Annotated in this window: 26 protein-coding genes and 3 tRNA genes; 18 read left to right on the top strand and 11 right to left on the bottom strand. The window is 72.7% G+C overall.

Annotated features, from left to right (window positions below; translation table 11 throughout):
* Window positions 1-4: 4 nt before the first annotated feature.
* Complete coding sequence (locus ACFUJY_RS25990; protein WP_383304011.1) at window positions 5-2083, bottom strand: alkaline phosphatase family protein; 2079 nt, start codon at window positions 2081-2083, stop codon at window positions 5-7.
* A 251-nt stretch (window positions 2084-2334) separates the two neighbouring features.
* On the opposite strand from ACFUJY_RS25990, the gene ACFUJY_RS25985 reads away from it, so the two are divergent.
* The gene (locus ACFUJY_RS25985) at window positions 2335-2916 is read left to right on the top strand and encodes a GNAT family N-acetyltransferase (protein ID WP_383304008.1); all 582 of its coding nucleotides are present in this window, start codon (window positions 2335-2337) and stop codon (window positions 2914-2916) included.
* Between the two features lie 104 nt (window positions 2917-3020).
* Entirely contained in the window at window positions 3021-3200 is a 180-nt protein-coding gene (locus tag ACFUJY_RS25980; RefSeq protein ID WP_383304005.1) for a hypothetical protein, read from the top strand.
* Window positions 3201-3227: 27 nt separating this feature from the next.
* Here ACFUJY_RS25980 and ACFUJY_RS25975 read toward each other — a convergent pair whose 3' ends face one another.
* Entirely contained in the window at window positions 3228-3884 is a 657-nt protein-coding gene (locus ACFUJY_RS25975) for a pirin family protein (protein WP_383304003.1), read from the bottom strand.
* Between the two features lie 173 nt (window positions 3885-4057).
* On the opposite strand from ACFUJY_RS25975, the gene ACFUJY_RS25970 reads away from it, so the two are divergent.
* From ACFUJY_RS25970 to fabF, 5 genes are all read left to right on the top strand, one after another.
* Window positions 4058-5257, top strand: a complete 1200-nt coding sequence (locus ACFUJY_RS25970; RefSeq protein WP_383304000.1) for a PucR family transcriptional regulator — start codon at window positions 4058-4060, stop codon at window positions 5255-5257.
* Between the two features lie 89 nt (window positions 5258-5346).
* Complete coding sequence (locus ACFUJY_RS25965) at window positions 5347-6261, top strand: ACP S-malonyltransferase (RefSeq protein ID WP_383303998.1); 915 nt, start codon at window positions 5347-5349, stop codon at window positions 6259-6261.
* Between the two features lie 13 nt (window positions 6262-6274).
* A complete protein-coding gene (locus ACFUJY_RS25960; protein WP_164402573.1) occupies window positions 6275-7306 on the top strand; it encodes a ketoacyl-ACP synthase III in 1032 nt (343 codons plus the stop codon).
* Between the two features lie 62 nt (window positions 7307-7368).
* Window positions 7369-7617 carry an acyl carrier protein gene (locus ACFUJY_RS25955; protein WP_164402572.1) on the top strand — a complete coding sequence of 83 codons (249 nt, stop codon included), beginning with the start codon at window positions 7369-7371 and terminating at the stop codon, window positions 7615-7617.
* A 77-nt stretch (window positions 7618-7694) separates the two neighbouring features.
* Window positions 7695-8957: a beta-ketoacyl-ACP synthase II gene (fabF, locus tag ACFUJY_RS25950; RefSeq protein WP_383303993.1), complete on the top strand. Its 1263-nt coding sequence runs from the start codon at window positions 7695-7697 to the stop codon at window positions 8955-8957.
* 132 nt (window positions 8958-9089) lie between these two features.
* Here fabF and ACFUJY_RS25945 read toward each other — a convergent pair whose 3' ends face one another.
* Entirely contained in the window at window positions 9090-9584 is a 495-nt protein-coding gene (locus tag ACFUJY_RS25945; protein WP_147972615.1) for a DUF3145 domain-containing protein, read from the bottom strand.
* A 278-nt stretch (window positions 9585-9862) separates the two neighbouring features.
* Here ACFUJY_RS25945 and ACFUJY_RS25940 point away from each other — a divergent pair, with 278 nt between their 5' ends.
* Window positions 9863-10777: an SGNH/GDSL hydrolase family protein gene (locus tag ACFUJY_RS25940; RefSeq protein WP_383303990.1), complete on the top strand. Its 915-nt coding sequence runs from the start codon at window positions 9863-9865 to the stop codon at window positions 10775-10777.
* A gap of 11 nt (window positions 10778-10788) precedes the next feature.
* The gene (locus tag ACFUJY_RS25935) at window positions 10789-11781 is read left to right on the top strand and encodes an aldose epimerase family protein (RefSeq protein ID WP_383303987.1); all 993 of its coding nucleotides are present in this window, start codon (window positions 10789-10791) and stop codon (window positions 11779-11781) included.
* Window positions 11782-11793: 12 nt separating this feature from the next.
* Here ACFUJY_RS25935 and ACFUJY_RS25930 read toward each other — a convergent pair whose 3' ends face one another.
* From ACFUJY_RS25930 to ACFUJY_RS25920, 3 genes are all read right to left on the bottom strand, one after another.
* Window positions 11794-12576 carry an EI24 domain-containing protein gene (locus ACFUJY_RS25930; protein ID WP_383303984.1) on the bottom strand — a complete coding sequence of 261 codons (783 nt, stop codon included), beginning with the start codon at window positions 12574-12576 and terminating at the stop codon, window positions 11794-11796.
* A gap of 53 nt (window positions 12577-12629) precedes the next feature.
* Window positions 12630-13058 carry an organic hydroperoxide resistance protein gene (locus ACFUJY_RS25925; protein ID WP_383303981.1) on the bottom strand — a complete coding sequence of 143 codons (429 nt, stop codon included), beginning with the start codon at window positions 13056-13058 and terminating at the stop codon, window positions 12630-12632.
* An 86-nt stretch (window positions 13059-13144) separates the two neighbouring features.
* Window positions 13145-14164: an NADP-dependent oxidoreductase gene (locus tag ACFUJY_RS25920; protein ID WP_383303978.1), complete on the bottom strand. Its 1020-nt coding sequence runs from the start codon at window positions 14162-14164 to the stop codon at window positions 13145-13147.
* Window positions 14165-14295: 131 nt separating this feature from the next.
* Here ACFUJY_RS25920 and ACFUJY_RS25915 point away from each other — a divergent pair, with 131 nt between their 5' ends.
* The 4 genes from ACFUJY_RS25915 to ACFUJY_RS25900 all read left to right on the top strand — a co-directional run bounded on the left by ACFUJY_RS25915 (window position 14296) and on the right by ACFUJY_RS25900 (window position 18132).
* Window positions 14296-14721 (top strand): MarR family winged helix-turn-helix transcriptional regulator, encoded by a 426-nt coding sequence (locus ACFUJY_RS25915; RefSeq protein WP_383303975.1) that lies wholly within the window; start codon window positions 14296-14298, stop codon window positions 14719-14721.
* A 26-nt stretch (window positions 14722-14747) separates the two neighbouring features.
* Window positions 14748-15323 carry a hypothetical protein gene (locus ACFUJY_RS25910; RefSeq protein ID WP_383303972.1) on the top strand — a complete coding sequence of 192 codons (576 nt, stop codon included), beginning with the start codon at window positions 14748-14750 and terminating at the stop codon, window positions 15321-15323.
* A 168-nt stretch (window positions 15324-15491) separates the two neighbouring features.
* Window positions 15492-16529: a rod shape-determining protein gene (locus ACFUJY_RS25905; RefSeq protein WP_383303969.1), complete on the top strand. Its 1038-nt coding sequence runs from the start codon at window positions 15492-15494 to the stop codon at window positions 16527-16529.
* Window positions 16530-16548: 19 nt separating this feature from the next.
* Window positions 16549-18132, top strand: coding sequence for a GAF domain-containing protein (locus ACFUJY_RS25900; protein WP_383303967.1), 1584 nt, complete (start codon window positions 16549-16551; stop codon window positions 18130-18132).
* A 9-nt stretch (window positions 18133-18141) separates the two neighbouring features.
* On the opposite strand, the gene ACFUJY_RS25895 is transcribed toward ACFUJY_RS25900, so the two are convergent.
* Window positions 18142-18573 (bottom strand): Lrp/AsnC family transcriptional regulator, encoded by a 432-nt coding sequence (locus tag ACFUJY_RS25895; RefSeq protein WP_383303965.1) that lies wholly within the window; start codon window positions 18571-18573, stop codon window positions 18142-18144.
* Between the two features lie 106 nt (window positions 18574-18679).
* Here ACFUJY_RS25895 and ACFUJY_RS25890 point away from each other — a divergent pair, with 106 nt between their 5' ends.
* The 4 genes from ACFUJY_RS25890 to ACFUJY_RS25875 all read left to right on the top strand — a co-directional run bounded on the left by ACFUJY_RS25890 (window position 18680) and on the right by ACFUJY_RS25875 (window position 23674).
* Complete coding sequence (locus tag ACFUJY_RS25890; protein ID WP_383303963.1) at window positions 18680-19891, top strand: nitrate/nitrite transporter; 1212 nt, start codon at window positions 18680-18682, stop codon at window positions 19889-19891.
* A gap of 117 nt (window positions 19892-20008) precedes the next feature.
* Entirely contained in the window at window positions 20009-21469 is a 1461-nt protein-coding gene (locus tag ACFUJY_RS25885; protein WP_383304154.1) for an acyl-CoA synthetase, read from the top strand.
* On the top strand, window positions 21462-22817 hold the full coding sequence (locus ACFUJY_RS25880; protein ID WP_383303960.1) for a carboxyl transferase domain-containing protein: 1356 nt from the start codon (window positions 21462-21464) through the stop codon (window positions 22815-22817). Before ACFUJY_RS25885 ends, ACFUJY_RS25880 begins: the two co-directional genes overlap by 8 nt.
* Before the next feature lie 50 nt (window positions 22818-22867).
* Window positions 22868-23674: a VOC family protein gene (locus ACFUJY_RS25875; protein WP_383303958.1), complete on the top strand. Its 807-nt coding sequence runs from the start codon at window positions 22868-22870 to the stop codon at window positions 23672-23674.
* 5 nt (window positions 23675-23679) lie between these two features.
* Here the strand turns inward: ACFUJY_RS25875 and ACFUJY_RS25870 are convergent, their stop codons facing one another.
* From ACFUJY_RS25870 to ACFUJY_RS25855, 4 genes are all read right to left on the bottom strand, one after another.
* Entirely contained in the window at window positions 23680-24966 is a 1287-nt protein-coding gene (locus tag ACFUJY_RS25870; protein ID WP_383303955.1) for an MFS transporter, read from the bottom strand.
* Window positions 24967-25199: 233 nt separating this feature from the next.
* A tRNA-Ile gene (locus ACFUJY_RS25865) sits at window positions 25200-25273 on the bottom strand.
* A gap of 166 nt (window positions 25274-25439) precedes the next feature.
* A tRNA-Asn gene (locus tag ACFUJY_RS25860) sits at window positions 25440-25512 on the bottom strand.
* Between the two features lie 5 nt (window positions 25513-25517).
* Window positions 25518-25590: transfer RNA gene (locus ACFUJY_RS25855), tRNA-Asn, on the bottom strand.
* Window positions 25591-25770: 180 nt separating this feature from the next.
* Here ACFUJY_RS25855 and ACFUJY_RS25850 point away from each other — a divergent pair.
* Window positions 25771-26070 (top strand): YtxH domain-containing protein, encoded by a 300-nt coding sequence (locus ACFUJY_RS25850; protein WP_383304153.1) that lies wholly within the window; start codon window positions 25771-25773, stop codon window positions 26068-26070.
* The last annotated feature ends 52 nt before the right edge of the window (window positions 26071-26122 follow it).

Genomic DNA, 26122 nt, shown 5'->3' with positions numbered 1-26122 from the left:
CCGGTCAGCGGTCGTTCACCGTCGCCACCCGGCCCGCGTACCGCTGGGTCCAGCCGGTGCCGGTGTCGGCGGTGAGCACCACGTCGTAGTAGCCGTGCTCGGTGGGCCACTCCACGACCGCGGAGTGGCCGCCGGGGACGGTGACCTTGCGGGTGCCGCCCGCGTAGTCGTTGGCCTCCAGGGTGTACCGGACGGGGTGGCGGCCGTCGTTGTGCAGCCCCAGGCGGACCACCGGCCGCCTGCCCCGGACGAGCCGCGCCTCGACGCGCGGCAGGCCGATGCGGCGGGTGCTCGCGTCCTCGGGGACGACCTGCCCGGCGAAGGAGCGCAGGAACCCGTCGGGGCCGTACACCGAGAAGGCGTACCTGCCGTCCGTGGCGGTCGTGTCCCAGGTGTACGAGCGCGGGGCCGCCGCGCTGACCGTGTGCGGGATGTTCTCGAACGGGAGGTACCGGTCGGGGAAGACCTGGAGGCTCACCGCCTTGCCCTCCGGCCCGCCGGTCAGCGTCATGGCGGCGGTCACCGTGCCGGCGGCCCGGTCCTCGGTGAGCACGGCGTGCGGGTGGAAGGAGAGTCCGCGCGGCTCCATCCGGTCGCGGGGCGGCCTCGGCGGGGTGCCGGTGACCGGGTCGGCGATGACGACCGGGCCGGGGCGCGGGTGCGCGAAGTCGATCGCGCTGGTCAGGTCGCCGGCGATGGAGCGGCGCCACGGGGTGATGTTCGGGCAGGTGAACGGCTTGCCGAGATGCGCGGCCCAGGTCTCCAGGAACTTCACGGTCGAGGTGTGGTCGAAGACCTCCGAGGCGACGTAGCCGCCGCGCGTCCACGGTGAGACCAGCAGCATCGGGACGCGGGGCCCGAATCCGTACGGGGTGGTGCCGGAGTACTCGCCCGGGGTGCCCGCCTCCGGGCGCGGCGGCAGGACGTGGTCGAACTTCCCGTCGTTCTCGTCGTACGTGATGATCACGAGGGTGTGGTTCCAGATGTCCTCGTTGCTCTGGAGGGTCTGCAGCACCTTGTTCATGTACCGCTCGCCGTGCACCGTGTCGAAGCCCGGGTGCTCGCTCCACGCGGCGGGCATGACCACCCAGGACACCTCGGGCAGCGGGTGTTCGGCGCCCGGCTCGCAGGCGGCGATCAGGTCGCGCAGGACGGCGTCCAGGTTGGCCTCGGAGTCGTCGTCGGGCGTGGTGGCGCCCGCGTAGACGAAGGAGTTGGCCTTCCAGACCTTTCCGGTGCCCGGTTCGAGCTCGGCCGGGTCGGCGGTGCGGGGGTCGAAGGCGGCGAAGCTGTTGGTGACGTTGCAGCCGTACTCGCCGACGTATCCGCTCTGCAGGCTCTTGCCGACGCCGTTGCCGCTGTTGTCGGAGTAGACCCGCCAGTCGATGCCGGCCTGCTGGAGCTGTTCGGGGACGGTGGTCCAGCGGCGGGTGTAGTCGTTCTGCCCGGCGTTGCTGGTCTCGCCGCCCGCCGTGCCGCTCATCAGGTAGTAGCGGTTGGGGATGGTGGGGCCGTGCAGCGAGCAGAAGTTCATGTCGCAGACGGTGTACTGCGAGGCGAGCGAGTACATCCACGGCATGTAGTCGGGCGTGTAGTACCACATGCAGTGGTCGCCCTTGTCCTTCACCCAGGTGTCCCAGCGCCCGCCGTTGGCACCGTAGAAGCTGTGCTTGTCGCTCCAGGTGGCGGTCGAGACGGCGGGCGTCACGACGGCGCCGTCGGCGTCGCGCTGCTGGAAGACGTTCGTGCCGTCCTGGAAGGTCAGGACCTGCTTGTCGTCGTGGCCGCGCGCCCCCTTCAGCTGGCCGAGGTAGTGGTCGAAGGAACGGTTCTCCTGCATGAGGATCACCACGTGCCTCAGGTCGGAGATATCGCCCTTGAAGCCTCTGGGCAGGCGGTATTCGGCCGCCTCTGCCTGTACGCCGCCGACCGCCTCGGCCACCGGACCGGCGGCGAGGGCGCCGAGCGACACAGCGGCCGTCTGCAGCATCCTGCGGCGGCTGATGCGCATCTCGTTGGTGAGCCCGCCGGTGTCATCGGCTTCGGTGTCCGCACACGGGATCTCGCTGATCTGAAGGGTCATCGGGGCACCTCTGGGGGGAGAGTGGTTCACAAGGGGGGAGGGACGTCTGCGCGCCTGCGAAAGCTAGGCCGCCGGTACGAACGGCGGGCGAACCGTGGACGTATTCCTGAGGCACCGGCAGATTTACATGGCCTCGGCACGCAGTCGAGATCCCGCACGGTGATAGCCGAAAGTCGTGCCCCGTTGGCCGGTCCGCCGGTCTTGCCGGAACGCTGGCCGCCGGTCCCGGAGGGCCGCTACGCTCCCCGCCCATGACCGACGACACAGTCCGCGCCACCGCGTCCGACGTCCCCGCGCTCGCGGGCGTGCTGGCCAGCGCGTACGCCGAGGACCCGGTCTGGTCCTGGCTGATGCCCCGGGACCGCGACCGGCGGCTGCGGCTGCTGTTCACCGCGCACCTGGCACAGCAGATCCCGGCGGGCCGGGTGTGGACGGACGCGGACCGCACGGTGGCGGCCGTCTGGGCGGAGCCCGGCGCGTGGAAGCTCCCGGCGTCCTACCTGCTGCGCAACGCGGGCACCCTGCTCCGGGCGAGCCGGGCGCAACTCCCCCGCACGGCCGGGCGCCTGCTCGCCCTGGAACACCGGCACCCGGCCGGGCCCGCGCACTGGTACGTCGAGTACATCGGCACCCACGCCGACGCCCGCGGTACGGGACGCGGCTCGGTGGTCCTCGGCGGCCTGCTGGAACGGGCGGACGCGGACGGCCGCCCGGTCTTCCTGGAGTCGAGCAACAGCCGCAACCTCACGTTCTACCGCCGCCACGGCTTCGAGGTCCGCGAGGAGATGACGTTCCGGTCGGGGCCGCCGATGTGGTCGATGTGGCGGCGGTAGGCCGCCCGTAGAGAAGAATCTCCGTCACCCATCGTGTTTACGGGGCCGATTTCCGGTTACGACAAGTAGTGACAGACCATCAGTACCGGACGAAAGGCAGGAACATGAACGTCGTCATCGTGCTGATCCTCGTCGCGGTCCTCGCCCCGCTCGCCTTCGTGGCCCTGGCCCCGAAGGTGCCCGCGCGGCGCAACGCGTTCCCCGGCCGGAGCCGTCGGCGTCCGGCGCCCACGCGGCTGAGCGAGATCCCGCGGCAGCAGGTGTCCCGGCACCACGCCCGCTGACGCCGGGCCGGCGGCCGGGGCGCCCGGTCAGTGACCCAGCTCCCAGACCAGCGCCTCGGCCGCGTCCACCGCGACCAGTTCGAGCCCCGTCTCCCCGGTAATGCGGGCCGCGTCGCCTGCCCCCAGTTCCTCCGCGCCGACGCGTATCGTGCCGCGCACCGCATGCACGTACACCCGGGGGGCGTCGGGGACCGCCGCGCGCTCGCCCTCCGCGAGGCGGCGCACGTGGAGCATGGCACCCGCCTCGGGGAGGGCGTACGGGGTGGAGTCGGCGATGCCCGGGACGGTCGTGTACGAGGGCTCGCCGTCGGGCTCCAGGGGCGCGAGCCACATCTGAAGGAACGTCAGCGGCCGGTCGGCGTCGTTGCGTTCGACGTGGCGGACGCCGGAGGCGGCGCTGAGGTGCTGGACGTCACCGGCCCGGACCACCGTGGCGTGACCGGCCGAGTCGCGGTGCGTCAGCTCGCCCTCGACGACCCAGGTCACGATCTCCGTATGGCTGTGCGGGTGTTCCTCGAAGCCCGCGCCGGGCGCCAGCCGCTCCTCGTTGCAGGCGAGGACCGGGCCGAAGCGGAGGTTGTCGGGGTCGTAGAAGGTGCCGAAGGAGAACGCGTGCCGGGACGCGATGCCGGCCGCCGCGTCCCCGCCCTCGAACCGGTCGCCCGCGCGGTGTACGGAAATCACCCGTCCACGGTAGCCCGCCGGCCCCCGCGCGGCCCCGCCGACGGCGGAACCGGCTCGCGACCGCTCCCGAGGGGCGCCGGAGAGCCGCCGGAAGCCCGCGCTCCGGGCCCGGAGCCGGCCGCCACCGGCCCCGGCCATCCGGGCGCGCGTCCGGATAGGGCAGTCTTGTCTACGTGCCCCGACCCGATCCTGAGCAGCCCGCTGCGAACGACGCCCATCGCCATGCCGCGACCCTGAAGCGGCTTGAGCAGTCCTCCGGCCGGCTGGCCGCGAACGCGATCGCCCGCATGGACGAGTCGCTGCCGTGGTACCGGGCGATGCCCCCGGAGAACCGGTCCTGGATCGGCCTGGTCGCCCAGGCCGGTATCGCCGCGTTCACCGAGTGGTTCCGGCATCCGGAGACCCCGCAGGCGATCTCGACCGATGTCTTCGGGACCGCCCCGCGCGAGCTGACCCGGGCGATCACGCTGCGGCAGACCGTCGAGATGGTGCGGACCACGATCGAGGTCATGGAGGCCGCGATCGACGAGGTCGCCGCGCCCGGCGACGAATCGGTGCTGCGGGAGGCGCTGCTCGTCTACGCCCGCGAGATCGCGTTCGCGACCGCCCAGGTGTACGCGCAGGCGGCCGAGGCCCGGGGCGCCTGGGACGCCCGCCTCGAATCGCTCGTGGTGAACGCGGTGCTGTCCGGCGAGGCCGACGAGGGCGCCGTCTCCCGGGCCGCCGCCCTCGGCTGGAACTCTCCCGAGCACGTCTGCGTGCTGCTCGGCACCGCCCCGGACGGGGACAGCGAGCTGACCGTGGAGGCGATCCGGCGCGCCGCCCGGCACGCCAAGCTCCAGGTCCTCACCGGGGTGCTCGGCAACCGCCTGGTCGTCATCGCGGGCGGCAGCGACAACCCGCTCCAGGTCGCGAAGGCCCTGATCGGACCGTACGCGGCGGGCCCCGTGGTGGCCGGACCGGTGGTGGCGGACCTGCTGGCCGCGACCCGGTCCGCGCAGGCCGCAGCCGCCGGGCTGAAGGCGTGCGGGGCCTGGCAGGACGCCCCGAGGCCGGTGCTCGCGGACGATCTGCTGCCGGAGCGCGCGATGGCGGGCGACCCTGCCGCGCGCGAGCAGTTGGTGGAGGAGATCTACAGACCGCTGGAAGAGGCGGGCTCCGCGCTCCTGGAGACGCTGAGTGTGTATCTGGAACAGGCGAGCAGCCTGGAGGGCGCGGCCAGGATGCTCTTCGTGCATCCCAACACCGTGCGCTACCGGCTTCGACGTGTGACAGACGTCACCGGCTGGTCACCTTCCGATGTGCGCTCGGCGTTCACTCTGCGAATCGCCCTGATCCTGGGGCGCCTGGCCGACCGGGATACGCAGTCCTAGACTTTTGTCGGACATCAACAATTCCCCCTACGGTTCTTCGTCCCTGTCCCCACGGGTGTTCCGGACCGTTCACAAGAGAGAGTGTGAGGGTGCTCGTACTCGTCGCTCCCGGCCAAGGCGCTCAGACGCCCGGCTTCCTGACTCCCTGGCTCGACCTCCCCGGTGCCACCGACCGCGTCGCGGCCTGGTCCGACGCCATCGGGCTCGACCTCGTCCGTTACGGCACCGAGGCCGACGCGGAGGAGATCCGCGACACCGCGGTGGCCCAGCCGCTGCTGGTCGCCGCCGGTCTGCTCTCGGCCGCCGCGCTCGACGCCGCGCCGGACGTCGTCGCCGGCCACAGCGTCGGTGAGATCACCGCCGCCTCGTTCGCCGGTGTCATCGGCGAGGAGGCCGCGCTCCGCTTCGTCCGGACGCGCGGGCTCGCCATGGCCGAGGCCGCCGCGGTCACCGAGACCGGGATGGCGGCGCTGCTCGGCGGCGACCCCGAGGTCACGGTGAAGCACCTGGAGAAGCTCGGGCTGACCCCGGCGAACGTCAACGGAGGCGGCCAGATCGTCGCCGCGGGCACCGCCGCGCAGATCGCCGCGCTGAACGAGGACAAGCCGGAGGGTGTGCGCCGCGTGGTGCCCCTGAAGGTGGCCGGCGCCTTCCACACGCACCACATGGCCCCCGCCGTCGAACGGCTGCGCGCGGCGGCCGGGGACCTGGACGTCTCCGCCCCCTCGGTCACGTACGTCTCGAACGCCGACGGCAAGACCGTCGCCACCGGCCACGAGGTCATCACCCGGCTCGTCGGCCAGGTCGCCAACCCGGTCCGCTGGGACCTGTGCATGGAGACCTTCAAGGAGATGGGCGTCACCGCGCTCATCGAGGTCTGCCCCGGCGGGACGCTCACCGGCCTGGCCAAGCGGGCGCTGCCCGGCGTTCCGACGCTCGCGCTCAAGACCCCCGACGACCTCGACGCGGCCCGCGCGCTCATCGCTGAGCACGCAGGCGCCTAAGGAGCCCGAGAGCATGTCGAAGATCAAGCCCAGCCAGGGCGCTCCGTACGCGCGGATCATGGGGGTCGGCGGCTACCGGCCGACCCGGGTGGTGCCCAACGAGGTCATCCTGGAGACGATCGACTCGTCCGACGAGTGGATTCGTTCCCGCTCCGGCATCGCGACCCGCCACTGGGCCTCCGAGGAGGAGACCGTGGCCGCGATGTCCGTCGAGGCGTCCGGCAAGGCCATCGCGGACGCCGGGATCGCCCCGGAACAGATCGGCGCGGTCATCGTCTCCACCGTCTCGCACTTCAAGCAGACCCCGGCCATCGCGACCGAGATCGCCCACAAGGTCGGCGCCGGCAAGCCCGCCGCCTTCGACATCTCGGCCGGCTGCGCGGGCTTCGGCTACGGACTGACCCTGGCCAAGGGCATGATCGTCGAGGGCTCGGCGGAGTACGTACTCGTCATCGGTGTGGAGCGGCTGAGCGACCTCACCGACCTGACCGACCGGGCCACCGCCTTCCTGTTCGGCGACGGCGCCGGAGCGGTCATCGTCGGCCCCTCCAAGGTGCCCGCCATAGGCCCGACGGTCTGGGGCTCGGAGGGCGACAAGTCCGAGACGATCAAGCAGACCGTGGCGTGGAACGACTTCCAGCTCGGCGATGTCACGAAGCTGCCCCTCAACGACCGCGGCGAGGTCAAGTTCCCCGCCATCACGCAGGAGGGCCAGGCGGTGTTCCGCTGGGCCGTCTTCGAGATGGCGAAGGTCGCCCAGCAGGCGCTGGACGCGGCCGGGATCTCCCCGGAAGACCTGGACGTCTTCATCCCGCACCAGGCCAACATGCGGATCATCGACTCGATGGTGAAGACGCTCAAGCTGCCGGAGAGCGTCACGGTCGCCCGTGACGTGGAGACCACCGGCAACACCTCCGCCGCCTCGATCCCGCTCGCCATGGAGCGGCTCCTGGCGACCGGTCAGGCCAAGAGCGGCGACACCGCGCTCGTCATCGGCTTCGGGGCGGGTCTCGTCTACGCCGCGACGGTCGTTACTCTCCCCTAGGCACACCGGGCTTTTCGCCCGGACGCCCGAACCCAGCAGAAATACATCGAAGGAGCGCCGAAATGGCCGCCACGCAGGAAGAGATCGTCGAGGGTCTCGCCGAGATCGTCAACGAGATCGCCGGTATCCCGACCGAGGACGTCAAGCTCGACAAGTCCTTCACGGACGACCTGGACGTCGACTCGCTGTCCATGGTCGAGGTCGTCGTCGCCGCCGAGGAGCGCTTCGACGTGAAGATCCCGGACGAGGACGTCAAGAACCTCAAGACCGTCGGCGACGCCGCGGACTACATCCTCAAGCACCAGGACTGATCCAGCCGGTTCGTGTGTCGCCACCCGGCGGTGGCGCCGCTGATTCACGACCCCCTACACGTGGAGAAGATTTTCCAGTGAACTCGACCAATCGCACCGTGGTCGTCACCGGTATCGGCGCAACCACTCCGCTGGGTGGCGATTCCGCATCGACCTGGGAAGGTCTGATGGCCGGGCGTTCCGGCGTCAAGCCTCTCGAGGGCGAACGTTTCGCCGAACTGCCTGTCCGGATCGCGGCCCTGGCGGCCGTCGATCCCGCTGACGTCCTGCCCCGTCCGCTCGCCCGCCGGCTGGACCGCTCGGCGCAGTTCGCGCTGATCGCGGCCCGCGAGGCGTGGGCGGACGCGGGTTTCACCGGCAAGGCCGGTGAGGACGAAACGATCCAGCCCGAGCGGCTGGGTTCGGTGATCGCCTCCGGCATCGGCGGCGTGATCACCCTGCTCGACCAGTACGACGTGCTGAAGGAGAAGGGCGTACGCCGCGTCTCCCCGCACACCGTGCCCATGCTCATGCCCAACGGCCCGGCCGCGAATGTGGGCATCGAGGTGAACGCCCAGGCGGGCGTCCACACCCCGGTCTCCGCCTGCGCCTCGGGGGCCGAGGCGATCGGGTACGCCGTCGAGATGATCCGCACCGGCCGCGCCGACGTGGTCCTCGCCGGCGGCACCGAAGCGGCGATCCACCCGCTGCCGATCGCCGCCTTCGCCAACATGATGGCGATGTCCAAGAGCAACGACGAGCCGGAGAAGGCCTCCCGGCCGTACGACGTGGGCCGCGACGGCTTCGTCCTCGGCGAGGGCGCCGGTGTCGTCGTCCTGGAGTCCGCGGAGCACGCGGCGAAGCGTGGCGCCCGGGTCTACTGCGAGGTGCTGGGCCAGGGTCTCTCGGCCGACGCCCACCACATCGCGCAGCCGGAGCCGACGGGTCGCGGCATCGCCGCGGCGATGCAGAACCTGCTGGACCAGACGGACCTCAAGCCGTCGGAGATCGCCCACCTGAACGCCCACGCGACGTCCACCCCGCAGGGTGACCTCGCGGAGGTCAAGGCGCTGCGCGCGGTGCTGGGCGAGGACCTGGACCACGTCGCGATCTCGGCGACGAAGTCGATGACGGGTCACCTGCTCGGCGGTGCGGGCGGCATCGAGACCGTGGCGACGGTCCTGGCGCTGCACCACCGGATGGCCCCGCCGACGATCAACGTGGACAACCTGGACGAGGAGATCGAGGCGGACATCGTCCGGGACGCGCCCCGGGCGCTGCCGGAGGGGCCGATCGCGGCGATCAACAACTCGTTCGGTTTCGGCGGCCACAACGTGGTGCTGGCGTTCCGCAGCGTCTGACGCGCTTGCGCGTCCGCGCAGCTTTGAAGCCCGTGCCCTCCGTGTGAGGGTGCGGGCTTCGTCGTGCTGTTCGGGGGCTCCGCCCCCGGGCCCCCGCTCCTCAATCGCCGGAGGGGCTTGAGTTGCCCGGGATCAGACGACCTGGTGGAGCCAGCGGACCGGGGCGCCCTCGCCCGCATGGCGGAAGGACTCCAGTTCGTCGTCCCAGGGCTTGCCCAGGAGCTTGGCGACCTCCGCCGCCAGGTCCGTCTCGCCGCCCGCGGAGCGGGCCAGCGCGGCGCGCAGGCGGTCCTCCGGGACCAGGATGTCGCCGTGCATTCCGGTGACGGCGTGGAAGATGCCCAGCGTCGGCGTCGAGCTGTAGCGCTCGCCCTCCGCCGTGGGCGACGGCTCCGCCGTCACCTCGAAACGCAGCAGGTCCCAGCCGCGCAGCGCGGACGCCAGCTTGGACGCCGTGCCGGGCCGTGCCTGCCAGGAGAACTCCGAGCGCCAGGTGCCCGGCGCGGCCGGCTGTCTGATCCAGTCGAGCTGCACCCGCCCGCCGAGGACTCCCGCCACCGCCCATTCGACGTGTGGGCAGAGCGCGCGCGGTGCGGAGTGAACGTACAGGACTCCACGTGTCGTCACCGGGACCTCCAGTGTGGGACGAGGTTCGCCTTCCCCAGCGGCCTGTCATCAGTAAACAGCATCGGGAGTTATTCTCCGGAAAAGCGACAGTATGTGACGCGGTGTGATGTTCGGATGCCACCCGAGTGGAGCCGGGCGCCGCGAAAGCCACTGGTTCGACGGGGAAAAGCTACCGCGCCCCGGTGTCGGAGGTGTGACGTACCGTCGGTCCCGGGGCCCTTCTTCGCTCAGTCTTCACCCGGCGGAGCGGCAGGGCACGAACAGGAGGAGACCAGGCAATGCCGGATGGGTCCGTACGGCACCGCTCACGCACCGCGCTGGCGGGGCTGGCCGCCCTGGCCTGCCTGGGCTCGGCGGCGCTGGCCGGCTGCGGCTCGGGGTCCGACGGGACGACGAAGGGCTCGGCGGCCGAGCGCCGTCCGTCCCCGGCGGCGGGCCCGGTCTGGGACCCGCGGCCGAAGTCGATCGCGGCGGTCGGGGACTCCATCACGCGCGGCTTCGACGCGTGCTCGGTGCTGGCCGACTGCCCGGAGGTCTCCTGGTCGACGGGCACGGACAGCTCGGTACGCAGCCTGGCGGTACGGCTCCTGGGCGCGACCGGCGCGGCGGACCACAGCTGGAACCACGCGGTGACGGGCGCCCGGATGGCGCAGCTGCCGGAGCAGATGGCGCTGGCGGCGGACGAGGACCCGGATCTGGTGACCGTGATGATCGGCGCCAACGACGCCTGCCGGGACTCGGTGCGGTCGATGACCCCGGTGGCGGACTTCAGGGCGTCGTTCGAGGCGTCGATGCGCGAGCTGCGCGCCGGGGCGCCGAAGGCGCAGGTGTACGTGTCGAGCGTGCCGGACCTGAAGCGGCTGTGGTCGCAGGGGCGCGCCAACCCGCTGGGCAAGCAGATCTGGAAGCTGGGCATCTGCAAGTCGATGCTGTCCGGCGCGGACGACATGGGCGCGGCGGCGGTGGCCCGGCGCACCGCGGTGCAGGAGCGGGTCGTGGCGTACAACGAGGTGCTGCGCGAGGTGTGCGCGAAGGACCGGCGCTGCCGGTACGACGGCGGGGCGGTGTTCGACTACCGGTTCACCGGCAAGCAGCTCAGCCAGTGGGACTGGTTCCACCCCGGCCGCAACGGACAGGCGCGGCTCGCCGAGATCGCCTACCGGAATGTCACCGCGGTGCGGCCGCCCGCGTAGAGTCGCTGATCATGGAGACGAGTTCGGGCACGGTGGTCGGTTCGGAGCACTTCGGCACCCTCGCGGACGGCACCGCGGTGCACCGCTGGACGCTGGAGCGGGACGGCACGCGGGTACGCGTCCTGACGTACGGCGGCATCGTGCAGTCGGCCGAGACGCCTGACCGGGACGGCGTACGGGCCGGGATCGCCCTGGGGCTGCCCGACCTGGCCTCGTACCAGGAGTACACGGCGCCGTACTTCGGCGCCCTCGTCGGCCGGTACGCGAACCGGATCGGCGGGGCGTCCTTCGAGCTGGACGGCCGTACGCACCACCTCACGCGCAACGAGGGCCGCAACCAGCTGCACGGCGGGCTGCGGGGCTTCGACAAGCGGGTGTGGGAGGCGCGCGAGATCCCGGACGGGGTGGAGCTGTCCCTCGTCTCGGCGGACGGCGAGGAGGGGTTCCCCGGGCGCGTCGAGGTGACGGCGGCGTACACGCTGGACGAGGGCGGGGCGCTGCGCATCGCGTACCGGGCGGTGACGGACGCGCCGACCGTGGTGAACCTGACGAACCACACGTACTGGAACCTCGCGGGCGCGGACAGCGGCAGCGCGCTCGGCCAGTGGCTGCGGATCGCGGCGGAGGCGGTCACGCCGGTGGACGCGGAGTCGCTGCCGACCGGTGAGATCCTGCCGGTGGAGGGCACGCGCTTCGACTTCCGCGAGCCCCGGCCGGTGACCGAGGGGTACGACCACAACTTCGTGCTCGACGGCACGGCCCCGGCGGCGGAGCTGTACGACGAGGGGTCGGGGCGCGTGCTGACGGTGACGACGACGGAGCCCGGGATGCAGCTGTACACGGCGGACCACTTGGACGGGCGGCCGTTCGGCCCGGGCGCCGGGATCGCCCTGGAGACCCAGCACTTCCCGGACTCGCCGAACCGGCCGGAGTTCCCGAGCACGGTGCTGCGGCCGGGCGAGGAGTTCGCGTCGACGACGGTGTACGGGTTCTCGGTGCGCTGAGCGGGTGGCCGCTCAGTCCTCGGCGGCCGTCTCGCCCTTGCCCGCGTCGTCCGCCGCTTCGTCGCCGACGAGGTCCCGGGCCAGCAGGGTCGCCCCCGCGACGGCACCGGGCATGAGGAACACCGCGACGAACGGCAGCATGAACGCCAGCCCCAGCGGTACGCCGAAGCCGAGGGTGCGCATGCGGTGGCCGCGCAGCAGGGCGAGGCGGTCCTTCAGCACCATGCCCCGGCGCTGGAGCGCGACGGCGGTCAGCTCCTCGGCCAGGAAGTACCCGGTGACGCAGAAGCCGAGGACGGGGACGACCGTCTGCCCGGCCACGGGCACGAAGCCGAGGGCGAAGAGCAGGACCGCGTACAGCCCGACCCGGACCAGGATGCGCACGCTGTCGCGGGCGGAGATCCACAGCTCCCGCCAGAGCGGCAGTCCGGATTCGGGGACCGTGCCGCCTTCGGTGCGCTCGACCTCCTCGGACAGCGATTCGTAGAAGGGCTGCCCGACCAGCAAGGTCACCGCGGTGAAGGTGATCACGGCCAGGAACAGGCCGAGGACGAAGACCAGCACGGTCAGGGTGTTGCGCAGCAGGCCCGGCCAGGGCGAGGACCAGTCGTCGGCGAACGGCGTCGCCCACGCCACCAGGTCGTCGGCGCCGTAGCCGAGGCCGACGAGGGCGCCCGCGTACAGCACGAGGGTGATCAGACCGGGCAGCAGCCCTATGCCGAACCACTTGCCGTGGCCGAACACCCAGCGCTGGCCCTTGAACAGAAAACCGAGCCCCGCCCCGAGATCACGCATGGCGTCAGCCTAACGGGACCCGGACGGGGCTCGGTTCAGTAACGCGGGGCCGGTCAGGCGAGCGCGAGCTCCACCTTGATGTTGCCGCGCGTGGCGTTCGAGTACGGGCAGACCTGGTGGGCCTTCTCGATGAGCGTCTGCGCGGTGGCCGGGTCGACGTTCGGGATGGTCGCGGTGATGGCGACCTCCAGGCCGAAGCCGCCGGCCTCGGTCTTGCCGATGGAGACCGCCGCGGTCACCGTGGAGCCGGAGATGTCGGCCTTCTCCTGACGGGCGGCGACGCCCAGTGCGCCCTGGAAGCAGGCGCTGTACCCGGCGGCGAAGAGCTGCTCCGGGTTGGTACCGGCGCCGCTGCCGCCCAGCTCCTTCGGGGGGTTGACGACGACGTCGAGCTTGCCGTCGTCCGAGGCGACGCGGCCGTCCCGGCCGTTCTCGGCGGTGGCGACGGCGGTGTACGCGACGGTTATGGCCTGAATGGTCACGCTGAGTGTTCCTTCTGCTGGTGCGCCGCGACTCGCGCCCACGATCGCGGCGGCCTGGGTCGAGCCTAACGGGTGCGGGGGGCGGCTCAGCCGAGGGAGACGATCATCTTTCCGGTGTTCTCGCCGCGCAGCAGGCCGAGGAAGGCGTCGACGCCGTTCTCGATGCCCTCGACGACCGTCTCGCGGTACTTCAGCTCGCCCGAGGCCAGCCAGCCGGCCACCTCCTGGACGAACTGCTGCTGGAGGTCCTGGTGGTCGGCGACGAGCATGCCCTGGAGGCGCAGCCGCTTGCCGATGACCAGCGCGAGGTTGCGCGGGGCGGGGCTGGGCTCGGTGGCGTTGTACTGGGCGATCATGCCGCAGATGGTGGCGCGGCCGTGCACGTTGAACGAGGAGATCGCGGCCTCCAGGTGCTCGCCGCCGACGTTGTCGAAGTAGACGTCGATGCCGTCGGGGGCGGCCTTGCGCAGCTGCTCGGCGACGGGGCCGTTCTTGTAGTTGAACGCGGCGTCGAAGCCGTACTCCTCGGTGAGGAGCTTGACCTTCTCGTCGGAGCCGGCGGAGCCGATGACCCGGGACGCGCCCTTGATCTTCGCCATCTGGCCGACCTGGCTGCCGACCGCGCCGGCGGCGCCGGAGACGAAGACCGCGTCGCCCTCCTTGAAGGACGCCACGTCGAACAGGCCGGCGTAGGCGGTGAGCCCCGTCATGCCGAGGACGCCGAGGTAGGCGGAGAGGGGGGCGATCGAACCGTCGACCTTCACCGCGTGCTGGGCGGGGACGCTCGCGTACTCGCGCCAGCCGAGGCCGTGCAGGACGTGGTCGCCCACCTGGAAGCCCTCGGCGTTCGACGCGACGACCTCGCCGACGGCGCCGCCGTCCATCGGGTGGTCGAGCTTGAACGGCGGGGTGTACGACTTCACGTCGTTCATCCGGCCGCGCATGTACGGGTCCACGGAGAAGTGCAGGTTGCGCACGAGGACGCGGCCCTCGGCGGGGGCGGCGACCGGGGCCTCACGCAGCGCGAAGTCCTCGGCCTTCGGCCAGCCGTGCGGGCGGGCGGTGAGGTGCCATTCGCGGCCGGAAGCGGGAAGAGCTGCAGACATGGGCTCGGGGTCTCCTCGGTGTGGGGTGCGGGTGGTGCGGGTGTCAAGGGAAGCCCGAAAAGCTTCACTACCTGAAACAACCATGCTCCTGGATATTTCACGTTGTCAAGCAACTGGGTATCCTGGGTGTCATGGCCACCTCGCGCACAGACCCCCTGACCCTCGAAGTCATCGAGCTCATCGGCAGCGTCGTCGCGCGGTACTACGAGGAGTACGACCAGGCCGCCGCCGAGCACAGCCTCACCGGCGCGCAGGCCCGGGTCCTGGGACTGCTGTCCGTCGAGCCGCTTCCCATGCGCAGGATCGCCCAGAAGCTGAAGTGCGAGCCGTCCAACGTGACCGGGATCGTGGACCGGCTGGAGGCGCGCGGCCTGGTGGAGCGGCGCCCGGACCCGGCCGACCGGCGGGTGAAGCTGGCCGCGCCGACCGAGCGGGGCGCGGCGACGGCCGCGCAGCTGCGGGACGCGCTGGACTTCGCGCGGGAGCCGCTGGCGGGGCTGTCCGCGGCGGACCGGACGGTGCTGCGGGATCTGCTGCGGCGGATGCTGGGCGCCTGAGCGGCGGGCCGGGCACGATGGGGTCCATGAGCGCCGCCGCCCCTTCCGGGCCCCGCTTCGGGCCCCGTGAGTTCCAGCTCGTCCTGTTGCGCCGGATGGCGGACCACCAGCCGGGTCTGGTGGAGGACGCCCGGCACGAGTTGAGCGCGTCGCTCGCGGAGATGCGCGAGGCGAACCGGCGGTGGCAGGCCATGGTCCGGGCGCCGCGCGGGCGGGGCGCGTTGCGACGCTACCGGTCGGTGCTCGGCGAGCCGGAGTCGACAGGCCGCCGGGTCCTCGGCGACCTGGCGTTCGACGTGCTGCTGTGGCCGGTTCCGCTCTGGCCGGAGCTCCGGTTCGAGGTGATGGTGGCGCCGGGCGGGGCGGTGTGGAACGAGTGGCTGGTACGGGCGCGGGGTGCGGCGGTGCCGGTGCTGCGGACGGTGGACGACCTGGTGCCGTGGTCGTGCACGGTGGACGAGGTCGCCCGGGCCTTCGCCCCGGCGCGGCCGATGGAGGGGAGCGCGCCGACGCGGTGGGCGTTGGGGGTGGGGGACGGGGCGGGTGCGTGTGTCGCGGAGTTCACGTGGGGGTTGTTGCAGCGGGTGGTTCCGGGGGGCTGAGGGCCTCGATCGCCTGACCGGCCGGATCGCGCGTGACGCGCTCGACACGCCGTCAGGTGGTCCCCCCTCCGGCTCAGTCCAGCGGGCGCGGGGGCCCCGAACGGCGCAGGCTTTCAGGAGAGCCGGCTGTCCGTCGGTCGCCCTCAACGCTCTCGGGAGGAACCCGCCGTGACCGTCAGCCTTGAGCAGTTGCGCCGTTGCCACGTCGCCGTCGACCTGGGGGCCGCCCGCACCCGGGTGTACGTCAAGGGGCCCGGCCTCGTCGTGGACGAGCCGAGTGTCGCCGCCGTCAACACCCGTACCGGCTCGCTCATCGCCGTGGGCGCGCTCGCCGAGCAGATGACGGGCCGCACCCCGGACTACATCCGGGTGGCCCGGCCCGTGTCCGGCGGGACCGTCGTGGACATCGAGATGGCCCAGCGCATGCTGCGCCACCTGCTCGGCGAGAAACTCCGGCGCCAGCTGCGCCGCAAGCCCTGGCTGCGCGCCGCCGCCTGCACCCCGCACGACAGCGACCCGCTCGCGCGGCGGGCGTCCGTGGAGACCCTGGTCGGCCTCGGCGCCCGGCGGGTGGAGCTGGTCGACACCCTGATCGCGGCGGCCGTCGGCAGCGGGCTCCCGGTCGAGCAGCCGACCGCGACCATGATCATGGTGTGCGGGGCCGCGACGACGCAGATCGCGGTGCTCTCGCTCGGCTCGATCGTGACGGCGGTACGCCTCCCGGTCGGCGGCGACGCGATCGACCACGCGGTCATCCAGCACCTGCGCCAGCACCACGAGCTGATGCTGCCGAGCCAGTCCGTGCGCCCCCTCCAGCTCGCCCTGCACGGCAACGGGCTGACCGCGCAGGGCCCCTCGGTCACCGAGATCCACGGCCGGGACGTCGCCACCGGCCTCGCCCGGTCCGTCCAGGTCGACACCGCCGCGATCCGGCAGGCGATCCACCGCCCGCTCACCGCCGTCCTCGACGGTGTGGGCAAGGTGCTGCGGGACTGCCCGCCCGACCTGGTCGCCGACCTCGCTGACTGCGGGATCATGATGGTCGGCGGGAGCGCCCTGCTGCCCGGCCTCGACCGGATGCTGCGGGACGCGACCGGCGTGCCGGTGCACATCGCGGAGCGGCCCGACACCTGCGCGATCCTCGGCCTGGGCGCCATGATGGAGGGCGAGATCAGCCCCCTGGTGCTCGACCCGCTGGCGAGCTGACCCGCGGCGGGACCGGCACATGACGGACCGGCCGCCGGGGGCGCACCCGGACCGCGGCCTGCCCCGGTCGCCGCTGCTGCCCCGGCTCCTGGAGGCCGTGCTGAGCGTCGGCTCGGACCTCGAACTCCGGGCCACGCTCCAGCAGATCATCGACACCGCGACCGCCCTGACCGACGCCCGGTACGGGGCGCTGGGCGTGCTGGACCCCGGGCGCGGCACGATCCGCGAGCTGTACGTGTGCGGGATGACCGAGGACGAGCAGGCAGCGATCGGTGACTTCCCGGACGGGCACACCGGCATGCTCGGCGCACTCGTGGACGCACCGGGCCCGCTGCGCTCCGACGACCTGACGGCCGATCCGCGTGCCACCGGCATCCCGCCCGGCCATCCCCCGATGCGCTCGTTCCTCGGCGCCCCGATCCGGGTGCACCACGAGGTCTTCGGCAACATCTACCTCGCCGAGAAGCACACCGGGCACTTCACCGAGACGGACGCGGGGCTGCTGAAGGTCCTCTCCGCGCAGGCGGGCATCGCGATCGGCAACGCCCGGCTGTACGAGAGCGCCCGGCAGCGGGCCCGCTGGATCGAGGGCGCGGCGGCCGTCACCAACACCCTGCTCACCGGCGCCAACCCGTCCGACGCGCTGACGACGGTGGCGGAGCGGGCGCGGCTGCTCAGCGACGCCTCGGCCGGGGTGATCCTCCAGCCGACCGACGCGGGCGGGATGGAGATCGTGGTCGCCTCGACGCACGAGGACCCGGCCGGTCTGGTGGGCACGGCGATCGCCCCCGGCTCCCCCGTCCTGGAGCAGCTGCTCGGTGGCGAGGCCGTGTTCATCGAGGACTCGGCGACCGATCCCCGGATGACGACGCCGGTACGGTCGCGGTTCGGGCCGAGCATGATGCTGCCGTTGCAGAGCGGGGGCCGGCTCATCGGGACGCTCGCCCTGCCCCGGCGGCGCGGAGCGCGCCCGTACACCGGCCTGGACCGGCTGCTGGCCGCCCAGTTCGCCTCGCAGGCCGCGCTGGCCCTGGTGCTGGCGGACTCGCAGCAGGACCGGGAGCGGCTGGCGGTGTACGAGGACCGCGACCGGATCGCCCGGGACCTGCACGATCTGGTCGTTCAGCGGCTGTTCGCCACCGAGATGATGCTGGAGTCGACGCGCCGCAGGGCCGGTGCCGGGGAGACGGGGGAACTGCTCGGGACGGCCGTGGACGAGCTGGACTCCACGATCCAGGAGGTGCGGACGGCCATCTTCGCGCTCCAGCAGCCGCCCGCCGAGGCGCCCGCCACCTTCCGGGGCAAGGTGCTGCGGGAGACCGGGGGCGCGGCGGCGGTGCTCGGCTTCCAGCCGTCGGTGCGTTTCGCCGGGGCGGTGGACGCGCTGGTGGCGGAGCCGGTCGGCGAGCGGCTGCTCGCGGCGCTGCGGGGCGCGCTGGCGGCGGCGCACCGGCGGGCCGGGGTCTCGGCGATCGAGGTGGAGGTGGACGCGACGGCCACCCTGCCGGACGGCCGGGGCGCGGTCCGCCTCACGGTGGCGGACGACGGGCGCGAGCCGGACGGTACGCGGGCGGAGACGGTGACCTGGCAGGCGCCGCTGTGAGGGCGCCGGTCACGGACCGGGCCCGGCCCGCAGGGCGACCCGGGTGTTCGAGTGGGCGACGCCCGCCTCGCGCTTGAGACGGCGCAGGAGGGCGTCCAGGGCCGCGGTGTCGGCGGCGGTGGCGCGTACCAGGTAGTCGTGGCCGCCCGTCACGTGCACCACCTCGGTGATGCCGGGCAGCGTCAGCACCGCCCGTTCGAAGGTCTCGTTGGTGGTGTCCATCCGCAGGGTCACGTCGATGAAGACGACGAGCCCGGTGCGGGTGTCGGCGGCCGGGTCCACGATCACCGTGAAGCCGCGGATGACGCCGTCCTTACGCAGCCGCCGGACCCGGTCGGCCGCCGCGTTGGCGCTGAGTCCGACCCGTACGCCCAGGTCGCGGTACGAGATCCGGGCGTCCTCCTGGAGGACACCGAGGATTTCCCTGTCCAGACGATCCATGGTCCCCATTGTCTCAGCTTCGCCCCATATGCGAAGAACGGGACCTTGTCCCCCGTACGGAGCAGGCCGACGGGCCCGCGGTCCGCGGCCGTCCTTGACTGGCCGTGTGGACACAGCCGCGAAGCAGTCACCCGCACCCGTGGAGGCCCCGGGCTCCGCCGCGTACCGGAACCTCATCATGGCCACGATCGGCTTCACGCTGACCTTCTGGGCGTGGAACCTGATCGCGCCGATGTCGGGGGACTACAAGGACCGCCTCGGTCTGAGTTCGTTCCAGCAGTCGCTGCTGGTGGCGGTGCCGGTGCTGGTCGGCTCGCTGGGCCGGATTCCGGTGGGCGCGCTGACCGACAAGTTCGGGGCGCGGCTGATGTTCCCGCTGACCTCGGCGCTGACCGTCCTGCCGGTGCTGCTGCTGATCCCGGCGAAGAACTCGTACGGGGCGATGCTCGCCGTCGGGTTCCTGCTCGGCGTCGGCGGCACGACGTTCGCGATCGGCATCCCGCTGGTCAACTCGTGGTTCCCGCCCGCCAAACGCGGTCTCGCACTCGGCGTCTTCGGCATGGGCATGGGCGGTGTCGCACTGTCCGGCTACTTCACCCCGCGCATCGCCGAGCACGGCGACAACCTGCCGTTCCTGGTGGTCGCCGGCGCCCTCGTGGTGTACGCGGCGCTCTCCGGGCTGCTCATCAACGACCACCCGGGCCGCAAGGTGCCGACGGATTCGCTGGCGCACCGGCTGGGCGCGGCGGGCCGGCTGCGGGTCACCTGGGAGCTGTCCGCGCTGTACGCGATCGGCTTCGGCGGCATCGTCGCGTTCGGCGTGTACCTGCCGACGTATCTCAAGACGTGGTACGAGCTGACGCCGACCGACGCGGGCACCAAGGCGGCCGGGTTCGCCCTGGTCACCGTCATCTTCCGGCCGATCGGCGGCTGGCTGTCGGACCGCGTCCACCCGGCGCTCGTCACCTCGGTGGCCCTGGGGGTGGCCGCCCTGATGGCGATCGTCCAGGCCTTCGACCCGCGGCTGGACCCGACGGGCACGGTCGCGCTGCTGGTCATGGCGGCGGGCCTGGGCACGGCCAGCGGCAGCGTCTTCGCGCTGGTCTCGCAGGTCACCCCGCAGGCGAAGGTGGGCAGTGTGACCGGCATCGTCGGCGCGATGGGCGGGCTCGGCGGGTTCGTGCCGCCGCTGGTGATGGGCGCGATCTACAGCGCGAAGGACTCGTACTCGATCGGCTTCATGCTCCTGTCCGACCTGGCGCTGGCGGGCTGCGTGTACGCGTACGGGCGCATGCGGAACGTGCGCGGGGACGGGTGAGGGGCGCGGCACGCGCACCGGGCGCGGGGCGGACTGCCGCGCCGGGGCGTGAAGCGGGCCTCATTCGCGCCGGTTCCGGGGCCGGGGGCAGTGCCGCGCTCTAGGGTGCGCAGGGTGATGCCACTTCTGCCCGCACTCCAGCACGCGTCCGGTCCGGCAGCCGCTCGCGAGGCCGTCCGGTTCGACGACGTGACCCTCAGCTACTCCGGGCTGGCCCGGATCACGGACGCCCTGGCGGCCCGCCTCACCGGCGCGGGCCGGGTCGCCGTCTGGGCCACCCCGACCGCGTCCACCGTCGTCGCGGTCGTCGCCGCGCTCCGGGCCGGGGTGCCGGCCGTCCCGCTGAACCCGAAGACGGGGGAACGCGAGCTGGCCCACATCGTCGCGGACAGCGCGCCCTCACTGGTGCTCGCCGCACCCGACGACGCGCTGCCACCCGCACTGGCCGGTCTCCGACGCCTCGACGTCACCACCACGCCTCCGGACACCGCCCCCGCAGCCACCCTCCCCGAGCCGGACCCGGAGTCCCCCGCGCTCGTCGTGTACACCTCCGGGACGACCGGCCCGCCGAAGGGCGCCGTCCTCCCCCGCCGGGCGCTCGCCGCGTCGCTGGACGCGCTGGAGGACGCCTGGCGGTGGACCGCCGACGACGTCCTGGTGCACGCGCTCCCCCTCTTCCACGTGCACGGGCTGATCCTCGGCGTCCTAGGCCCCCTGCGCCGGGGCGGTTCGGTGCGCCATCTGGGCCGGTTCTCGCCGGAGGGCGTGGCCCGGGAGCTGGGCGCGGGCGGCACCATGCTGTTCGGGGTGCCGACGATGTACCACCGGCTCGCGGAGGCGCTGGCGGACCCGGACGCGTCGGCCGGGCTCGCCAAGGCGCTGGCGGGCGCCCGGCTGCTGGTCTCCGGGTCGGCCGCACTGCCGGTCCACGACCACGAGCGCATCGCGGCGGCGACCGGCCGCCGGGTCATCGAGCGGTACGGCATGACGGAGACCCTGATGAACACCGGCGTACGGGCCGACGGCGCCCCGCGCCCCGGCACGGTCGGCCCGCCGCTGCGCGGGGTGGAGCTGCGCCTGGTCGAGGAGGACGGCACCCCGCTCACCGGCGCGGACGCGATCGGCGAGATCCAGGTACGCGGCCCCAACCTGTTCACGGGCTATCTGAACCGGCCCGACGCGACGGCCGCCGCGCTCACCGCCGACGGCTGGTTCCGCACGGGCGACATGGCCACGCTCGACCCGGACGGCTATGTGCGCATCGTCGGCCGCAAGGCGACGGACCTGATCAAGAGCGGCGGCTACAAGATCGGCGCCGGCGAGATCGAGAACGCGCTGCTCGACCACCCCGGTGTGCGGGAGGCGGCGGTCACCGGCGAACCGGACGCGGACCTCGGCGAGCGGATCGTGGCCTGGGTGGTGCCCGCCGACCCGGCCGCCCCGCCCACCGCCGAGCAGCTCGCGGACCACGTCGCCGCCCAGCTCGCCCCGCACAAGCGCCCGCGCACCGTCCGCTACCTGGACGCGCTGCCGCGCAACGACCTGGGCAAGATCATGAAGCGGGCGCTCCATGGCTGAGCGGCTGACGGCGCGCGAGGCGATCGCCGCGCTCGCCGACGACTTCACGGAGCTGCCCGCCCCCGCCGGGGGCACCGCCGGCGACGGCCCGCTCGGCTGGACCGGCTACGCCGAGTCACGGGCCCGGGCCACGGCGCGTACCGGCGAGCAGGAGTCCGTCGTCCACGGCACCGCCACGGTCGGCGGGCACCCCTGTGTGCTGATCTCGTTCGAATTCGGCTTCCTGGGCGGGTCGCTCGGGCAGCGCACCGGGGACCGGCTCGAAGCGGCGTACGAGGAGGCGATCACCCGGAGGCTGCCGCTCGTCTCGCTCATCGCCACGGGCGGCAGCCGCATGCAGGAGGGCATGATCGCGCTGACCCAGCTCCAGCGGGTGGCCCGCGCCTCGGCCCGGCTGCGGGCGGCGGGCCCGGCACAGCTCGCGGTGCTGCGCGACCCGACGACCGGAGGCGGCTGGGCCACGCTGGGCGCGGGCGCGGACGTGATCCTGGCGGTGCCCGGGGCGCAGATCGGGTTCGCCGGGTCGCGGGTGCGCCCGGCGGACGCCGACCCGGCCGCGTACACCGCCGAGGGCCAGCTCGCGGCCGGTTCGGTCGACGCGGTCGTGGCGTCCGGGGAGCTGCCGGCCGTGGTGGGCCGCTGGCTCGGCCTGCTCGCCCACCGGGACACCCCGTCCTCCCCCGCCCCGGTCCCGGCGGCGCTCGCGGCGACGGACCCGCCGGAGACGGGCTGGGACGCGGTGCTCCGCGCGCGGGCGGCGGACCGGCCGCGCGCCGGGGCCTATCTGGACGCCTACTTCGACGCGCGCCTTCCGCTGAGCGGCGACCGCTGCGGGGGCACGGACCCGGGGCTGCTCTGCGGTTTCGGGGTGCGCGAGGGGCGTGCGGTGGCGTACGTGGCGCAGTGCGGTACGGCGACGCGTCCGGCCGGGTACCGCACGGCGGCCCGGGTGATCCGGCTCGCCGACCGCCTGGGCGTCCCGGTCCTCACGCTGGTCGACACCCCGGGCGCGGCCAACGACGCGGAGGCGGAGCGGGCGGGTGCGGGGGCGGCCATCGCGGACGCCTTCGCCGCGGTGGCGGCGGCCCGGGTCCCGGTCACGACGCTGGTGATCGGCGAGGGCGGCTCGGGCGGCGCGCTGGCGCTGGCCGCGCCGGACAACACGCACGTCGCGCCGGACAGCTATTTCTCCGTCATCGCGCCGGAGCTCGCCGCCGCGATCCTGAAGCGCTCCCCGGACCGGGTCCGGGAGACGGCCGGCCAACTGCGGCTGCGTCCGCAGGACCTGGTGGACCTGGGTGTGGCCCGCTCGGTGGCGGGCCCGCGAGCCGACGGGCAGGGGGCGTGAAGGCTGACGCGGCACTAGCGTGAACAGGGGGCGTTCACTCGTACGAGGAGATGACCACGATGCCCGCAGAGACGACCGAGGGCACCCCGTGCTGGGCCGATGCGACGTTCACCGATCTGGAGGGCGCGAAACGCTTCTACGGTGAGCTGCTGGGCTGGACGTTCGGCGCATCGCTGCCGGAGTACGGCAATTACACCCAGGCCCAGGTGGACGGCAAGGCGGTCGCCGCGCTGATGCCGCCGGGCCCGGGCGGGATGCCGACCGGCTGGTGCCTGTACCTGGCCTCGCCGGACGCGGCCGCCACCGCGTCGAAGATCCGCGACAACGGCGGCACCGTCCTGGTGGAGCCCATGCGGGTCGGCGAGTTCGGCACGATGGTGCTGGCCACCGACCCGGGCGGGGTGACCTTCGGCGTATGGCAGCCCGGCAGCCACCGGGGCTTCGAGGCCGGCATGGTCCCCGGCGCCTTCACCTGGGCGGAGATCTTCACCCGTGCCCCGGAGAAGGCGGACGCCTTCTTCCCGGCGGTCTTCGGGTACGGCGTGCAGCGCATGGTGGACGACGGGGCCGACTTCACGCTCTACGACCTGGGCGCGGACCCGGTCCTGGGCCGCATGAGGATGACGGACGACTTCCCGGCGGAGGTGCCGTCGTACATCAACGTGTACTTCGCGGTGGACGACTGCGACGCGGCGGTGGAGAAGGCGAAGGCGCTGGGTGCGACGCTGCGGTTCGGCCCGATGACCATCCCGTTCGGCAGGTTCGCCGCGCTCACGGACCCGCAGGGCGCACCGTTCTCGGTGTTCGACAGCGGCACGACGGCCGGCGAGATGCCGAAGCTGGAGCGGGAGTCGTAGTCCCGTCACGCCTCGGGGGCGCGTGCGTCGTACCGGGCGAAGGCGGGCCACCGCAGCGCGAGCAGCCCCACGGCGACGGCGCACGCGATCCCGCCGCCGGTCACGGCGAGGCCGGGCGAGGTCAGGTCGGCGGCGGACCCGGCGAGGAAGTCGCCCAGCCGGGGCCCGCCGGCCACCACCACGATGAAGACGCCCTGGAGCCGTCCGCGCAGCTCGTCCGGCACGGCCGCCTGGAGCATGGTGTTGCGGAAGACCATGGACGTGGTGTCGGCGGCCCCGGCGAGCGCCAGGAACAGGATGCCCAGCCAGAGCTGCCGGGTCAGCCCGAAGACGGCGACGGCGGCGCCCCAGCAGGCGACGGCGACCAGGACCGCGAGACCGTGCCGCCGGACGCTCCCGAGCCATCCGGAGAACACTCCGCCGAGGAGCGCCCCGAGCGCCGGTGCGGCGACGAGCAGTCCGGTGGTCTTCGCGTCGCCCCCGTACCAGAGCACGGCGACGACGGGGAAGAGCGCGCGGGGCTGGGCGAGGACCATGGCGCACAGGTCGCTGAGGAAGGTCATCCGCAGATTGGGCCGGGTCCCGAGGAACCGCAGCCCGTCCAGCACGGAGGCGCGTCTGCGGTCCGCCGCGCCGTCCCGCTCGGGCAGCATGGAGGGCAGCCGCCACATCGCGTAGAGGGACGCCGTGAAGGTGACGGCGTCGACGCCGTACGCGGCCCGGTAGCCCCACCAGCCGACGATGAGGCCGCCGAGCATGGGCCCGACGAGCGTGCCGGTGGTGCTGGTCATGGAGTTCAGCGCGTTGGCGGCGGGCAGCTGCTCGGCCGGCAGCAGCCGGGCGATCATCGAGCTGCGGGCGGGCGAGTTGAGCGCGAAGCAGACGGCCTGGAGCGCGACGACCCCGTACAGCACCCCCACCTGCTCCACCCCGGCCACGGTGACCCCGACGAGCGCCACCGACAGCAGGAACGAGCCGAACGCGCTGACCAGCCCCAGCTTCCGCCGGTCCACGGTGTCCGCCACGGCGCCGCCGTACAGCCCGAACACCACGAGCGGCACCAGCGAGCACGCCCCGATGAGCCCGACGGAGAACGCCGACCCGGTCAGGTCGTACACCTGCAACGAGACCGCGAGCGCGGTCATCCCCTGCCCGATCCAGGACACGGTGTTCCCGAACCACAGCCGCCGGTAGTCGGGTGAGGTCCGCAGCGGGGTCAGGTCGGCGAATATCCGCCCCCGGGCCACCGGCTCACCGGCAGCGGCATCGGATTCGGTCAGCGATTCGGTCACGCGGAATGGTATCGACCACGCTGCTACGCGATCCGGCCGGCGGCCCGGCGGTGCGACGGCTCAACCCCCGCACCGCCGTCCCGGCTCACTGCGGGTCAGGTCAGGTCAGGTCAGGCGAGCGTGACGGTACCGCCGCCGAGCGAAAGCGGCCCAGCATCGCACCCGTGCGGCGAGCACCGCACGGACAACGGCCGCAAAACTGCGTTTTCGCAGGTCAGATCGATTCTGCTCGGTGGGGCGGGTGGGACTCGAACCCACGGCCGACGGATTATGAGTCCGCTGCTCTAACCGGCTGAGCTACCGCCCCGTCTCGGCGTGGCGCGTACAAGTGTGCGCACCGTCTGCCGCAGCATAGCCGGTCATACGAACTCGCGCTGCGGCTGCCCGGCTGTTGATGACCATGAAGACGGCGCTGCTCGCCGCCCGGTTCCGGGCACACGAAAAAGGACCCCGAAGGGGTCCTCTTCCGATCGCTCCCCCGACTGGACTCGAACCAGTAACCCTCCGGTTAACAGCCGAATGCTCTGCCAATTGAGCTACAGGGGATCGCGCTCCCCCGACTGGACTCGAACCAGTAACCTGCCGGTTAACAGCCGGCTGCTCTGCCAATTGAGCTACAGGGGATTGCTGCGGTGCCTCGAACGTACCTGCCTGGCGGATGCCGGGCGGCGCGCGCTCGCTGCGACACATACATTAGCGCAAGCAGGGGGGTGCTTTGCCAATCGGTATCGGCCGGGGTGATCTCGGGCGTCTGCGGGTAGGCGGGCAGCACACGTCGCACGGAGCGAAGGAAGGGTGGCAGCCATGCGGTACCGGCTCACGTTCATCGCCGGAATGGCCCTCGGATACGTGCTCGGCACGCGGGCCGGGCGCGAGCGTTACGAGCAGCTGAAGAAGTCCGCGCGCCAGTTCGCCCAGAACCCGGCCGTGCGCAACACCTGCGAGACGGCGGCCCAGAGCGGCCGGGAGTTCGCGGGGAAGGCGTACCACGTCGTGGGCGAGAAGGTCGGCGACAAGGTGCCGGCGTCCGTGACGGACCGGGTCCGGTCCATGCGGGGACGCGGGAACGGCGCCGAGGACGACTGGGGGACCACCAACACCTAGCCGGCTCCTCCGCCGTCACTTCTGCCGCGCCACCGGTACGGGAAACCTCCGG

The sequence above is a fragment of the Streptomyces sp. NPDC057249 genome (genome assembly GCF_042669245.1).
Taxonomy (GTDB): Bacteria; Actinomycetota; Actinomycetes; order Streptomycetales; family Streptomycetaceae; genus Streptomyces.
This window is presented reverse-complemented; position numbering and strand designations above follow the sequence as displayed.

Excerpts from the sequence above, each read along its gene's own strand:
- ACFUJY_RS25900 (WP_383303967.1), top strand. The coding sequence starts at position 16,549 with ATGACGGACCGGCCGCCGGGGGCGCACCCGGACCGCGGCCTGCCCCGG.
- ACFUJY_RS25935 (WP_383303987.1), top strand. The coding sequence starts at position 10,789 with ATGGAGACGAGTTCGGGCACGGTGGTCGGTTCGGAGCACTTCGGCACC.
- ACFUJY_RS25985 (WP_383304008.1), top strand. The coding sequence starts at position 2,335 with ATGACCGACGACACAGTCCGCGCCACCGCGTCCGACGTCCCCGCGCTC.
- ACFUJY_RS25990 (WP_383304011.1), bottom strand. The coding sequence starts at position 2,083 with ATGACCCTTCAGATCAGCGAGATCCCGTGTGCGGACACCGAAGCCGAT.
- ACFUJY_RS25850 (WP_383304153.1), top strand. The coding sequence starts at position 25,771 with ATGCGGTACCGGCTCACGTTCATCGCCGGAATGGCCCTCGGATACGTG.
- ACFUJY_RS25895 (WP_383303965.1), bottom strand. The coding sequence starts at position 18,573 with ATGGATCGTCTGGACAGGGAAATCCTCGGTGTCCTCCAGGAGGACGCC.
- ACFUJY_RS25955 (WP_164402572.1), top strand. The coding sequence starts at position 7,369 with ATGGCCGCCACGCAGGAAGAGATCGTCGAGGGTCTCGCCGAGATCGTC.
- ACFUJY_RS25915 (WP_383303975.1), top strand. The coding sequence starts at position 14,296 with ATGGCCACCTCGCGCACAGACCCCCTGACCCTCGAAGTCATCGAGCTC.
- ACFUJY_RS25960 (WP_164402573.1), top strand. The coding sequence starts at position 6,275 with ATGTCGAAGATCAAGCCCAGCCAGGGCGCTCCGTACGCGCGGATCATG.
- ACFUJY_RS25910 (WP_383303972.1), top strand. The coding sequence starts at position 14,748 with ATGAGCGCCGCCGCCCCTTCCGGGCCCCGCTTCGGGCCCCGTGAGTTC.
- ACFUJY_RS25875 (WP_383303958.1), top strand. The coding sequence starts at position 22,868 with ATGACCACGATGCCCGCAGAGACGACCGAGGGCACCCCGTGCTGGGCC.
- ACFUJY_RS25980 (WP_383304005.1), top strand. The coding sequence starts at position 3,021 with ATGAACGTCGTCATCGTGCTGATCCTCGTCGCGGTCCTCGCCCCGCTC.
- ACFUJY_RS25920 (WP_383303978.1), bottom strand. The coding sequence starts at position 14,164 with ATGTCTGCAGCTCTTCCCGCTTCCGGCCGCGAATGGCACCTCACCGCC.
- ACFUJY_RS25880 (WP_383303960.1), top strand. The coding sequence starts at position 21,462 with ATGGCTGAGCGGCTGACGGCGCGCGAGGCGATCGCCGCGCTCGCCGAC.
- ACFUJY_RS25885 (WP_383304154.1), top strand. The coding sequence starts at position 20,009 with ATGCCACTTCTGCCCGCACTCCAGCACGCGTCCGGTCCGGCAGCCGCT.
- ACFUJY_RS25930 (WP_383303984.1), bottom strand. The coding sequence starts at position 12,576 with ATGCGTGATCTCGGGGCGGGGCTCGGTTTTCTGTTCAAGGGCCAGCGC.
- ACFUJY_RS25940 (WP_383303990.1), top strand. The coding sequence starts at position 9,863 with ATGCCGGATGGGTCCGTACGGCACCGCTCACGCACCGCGCTGGCGGGG.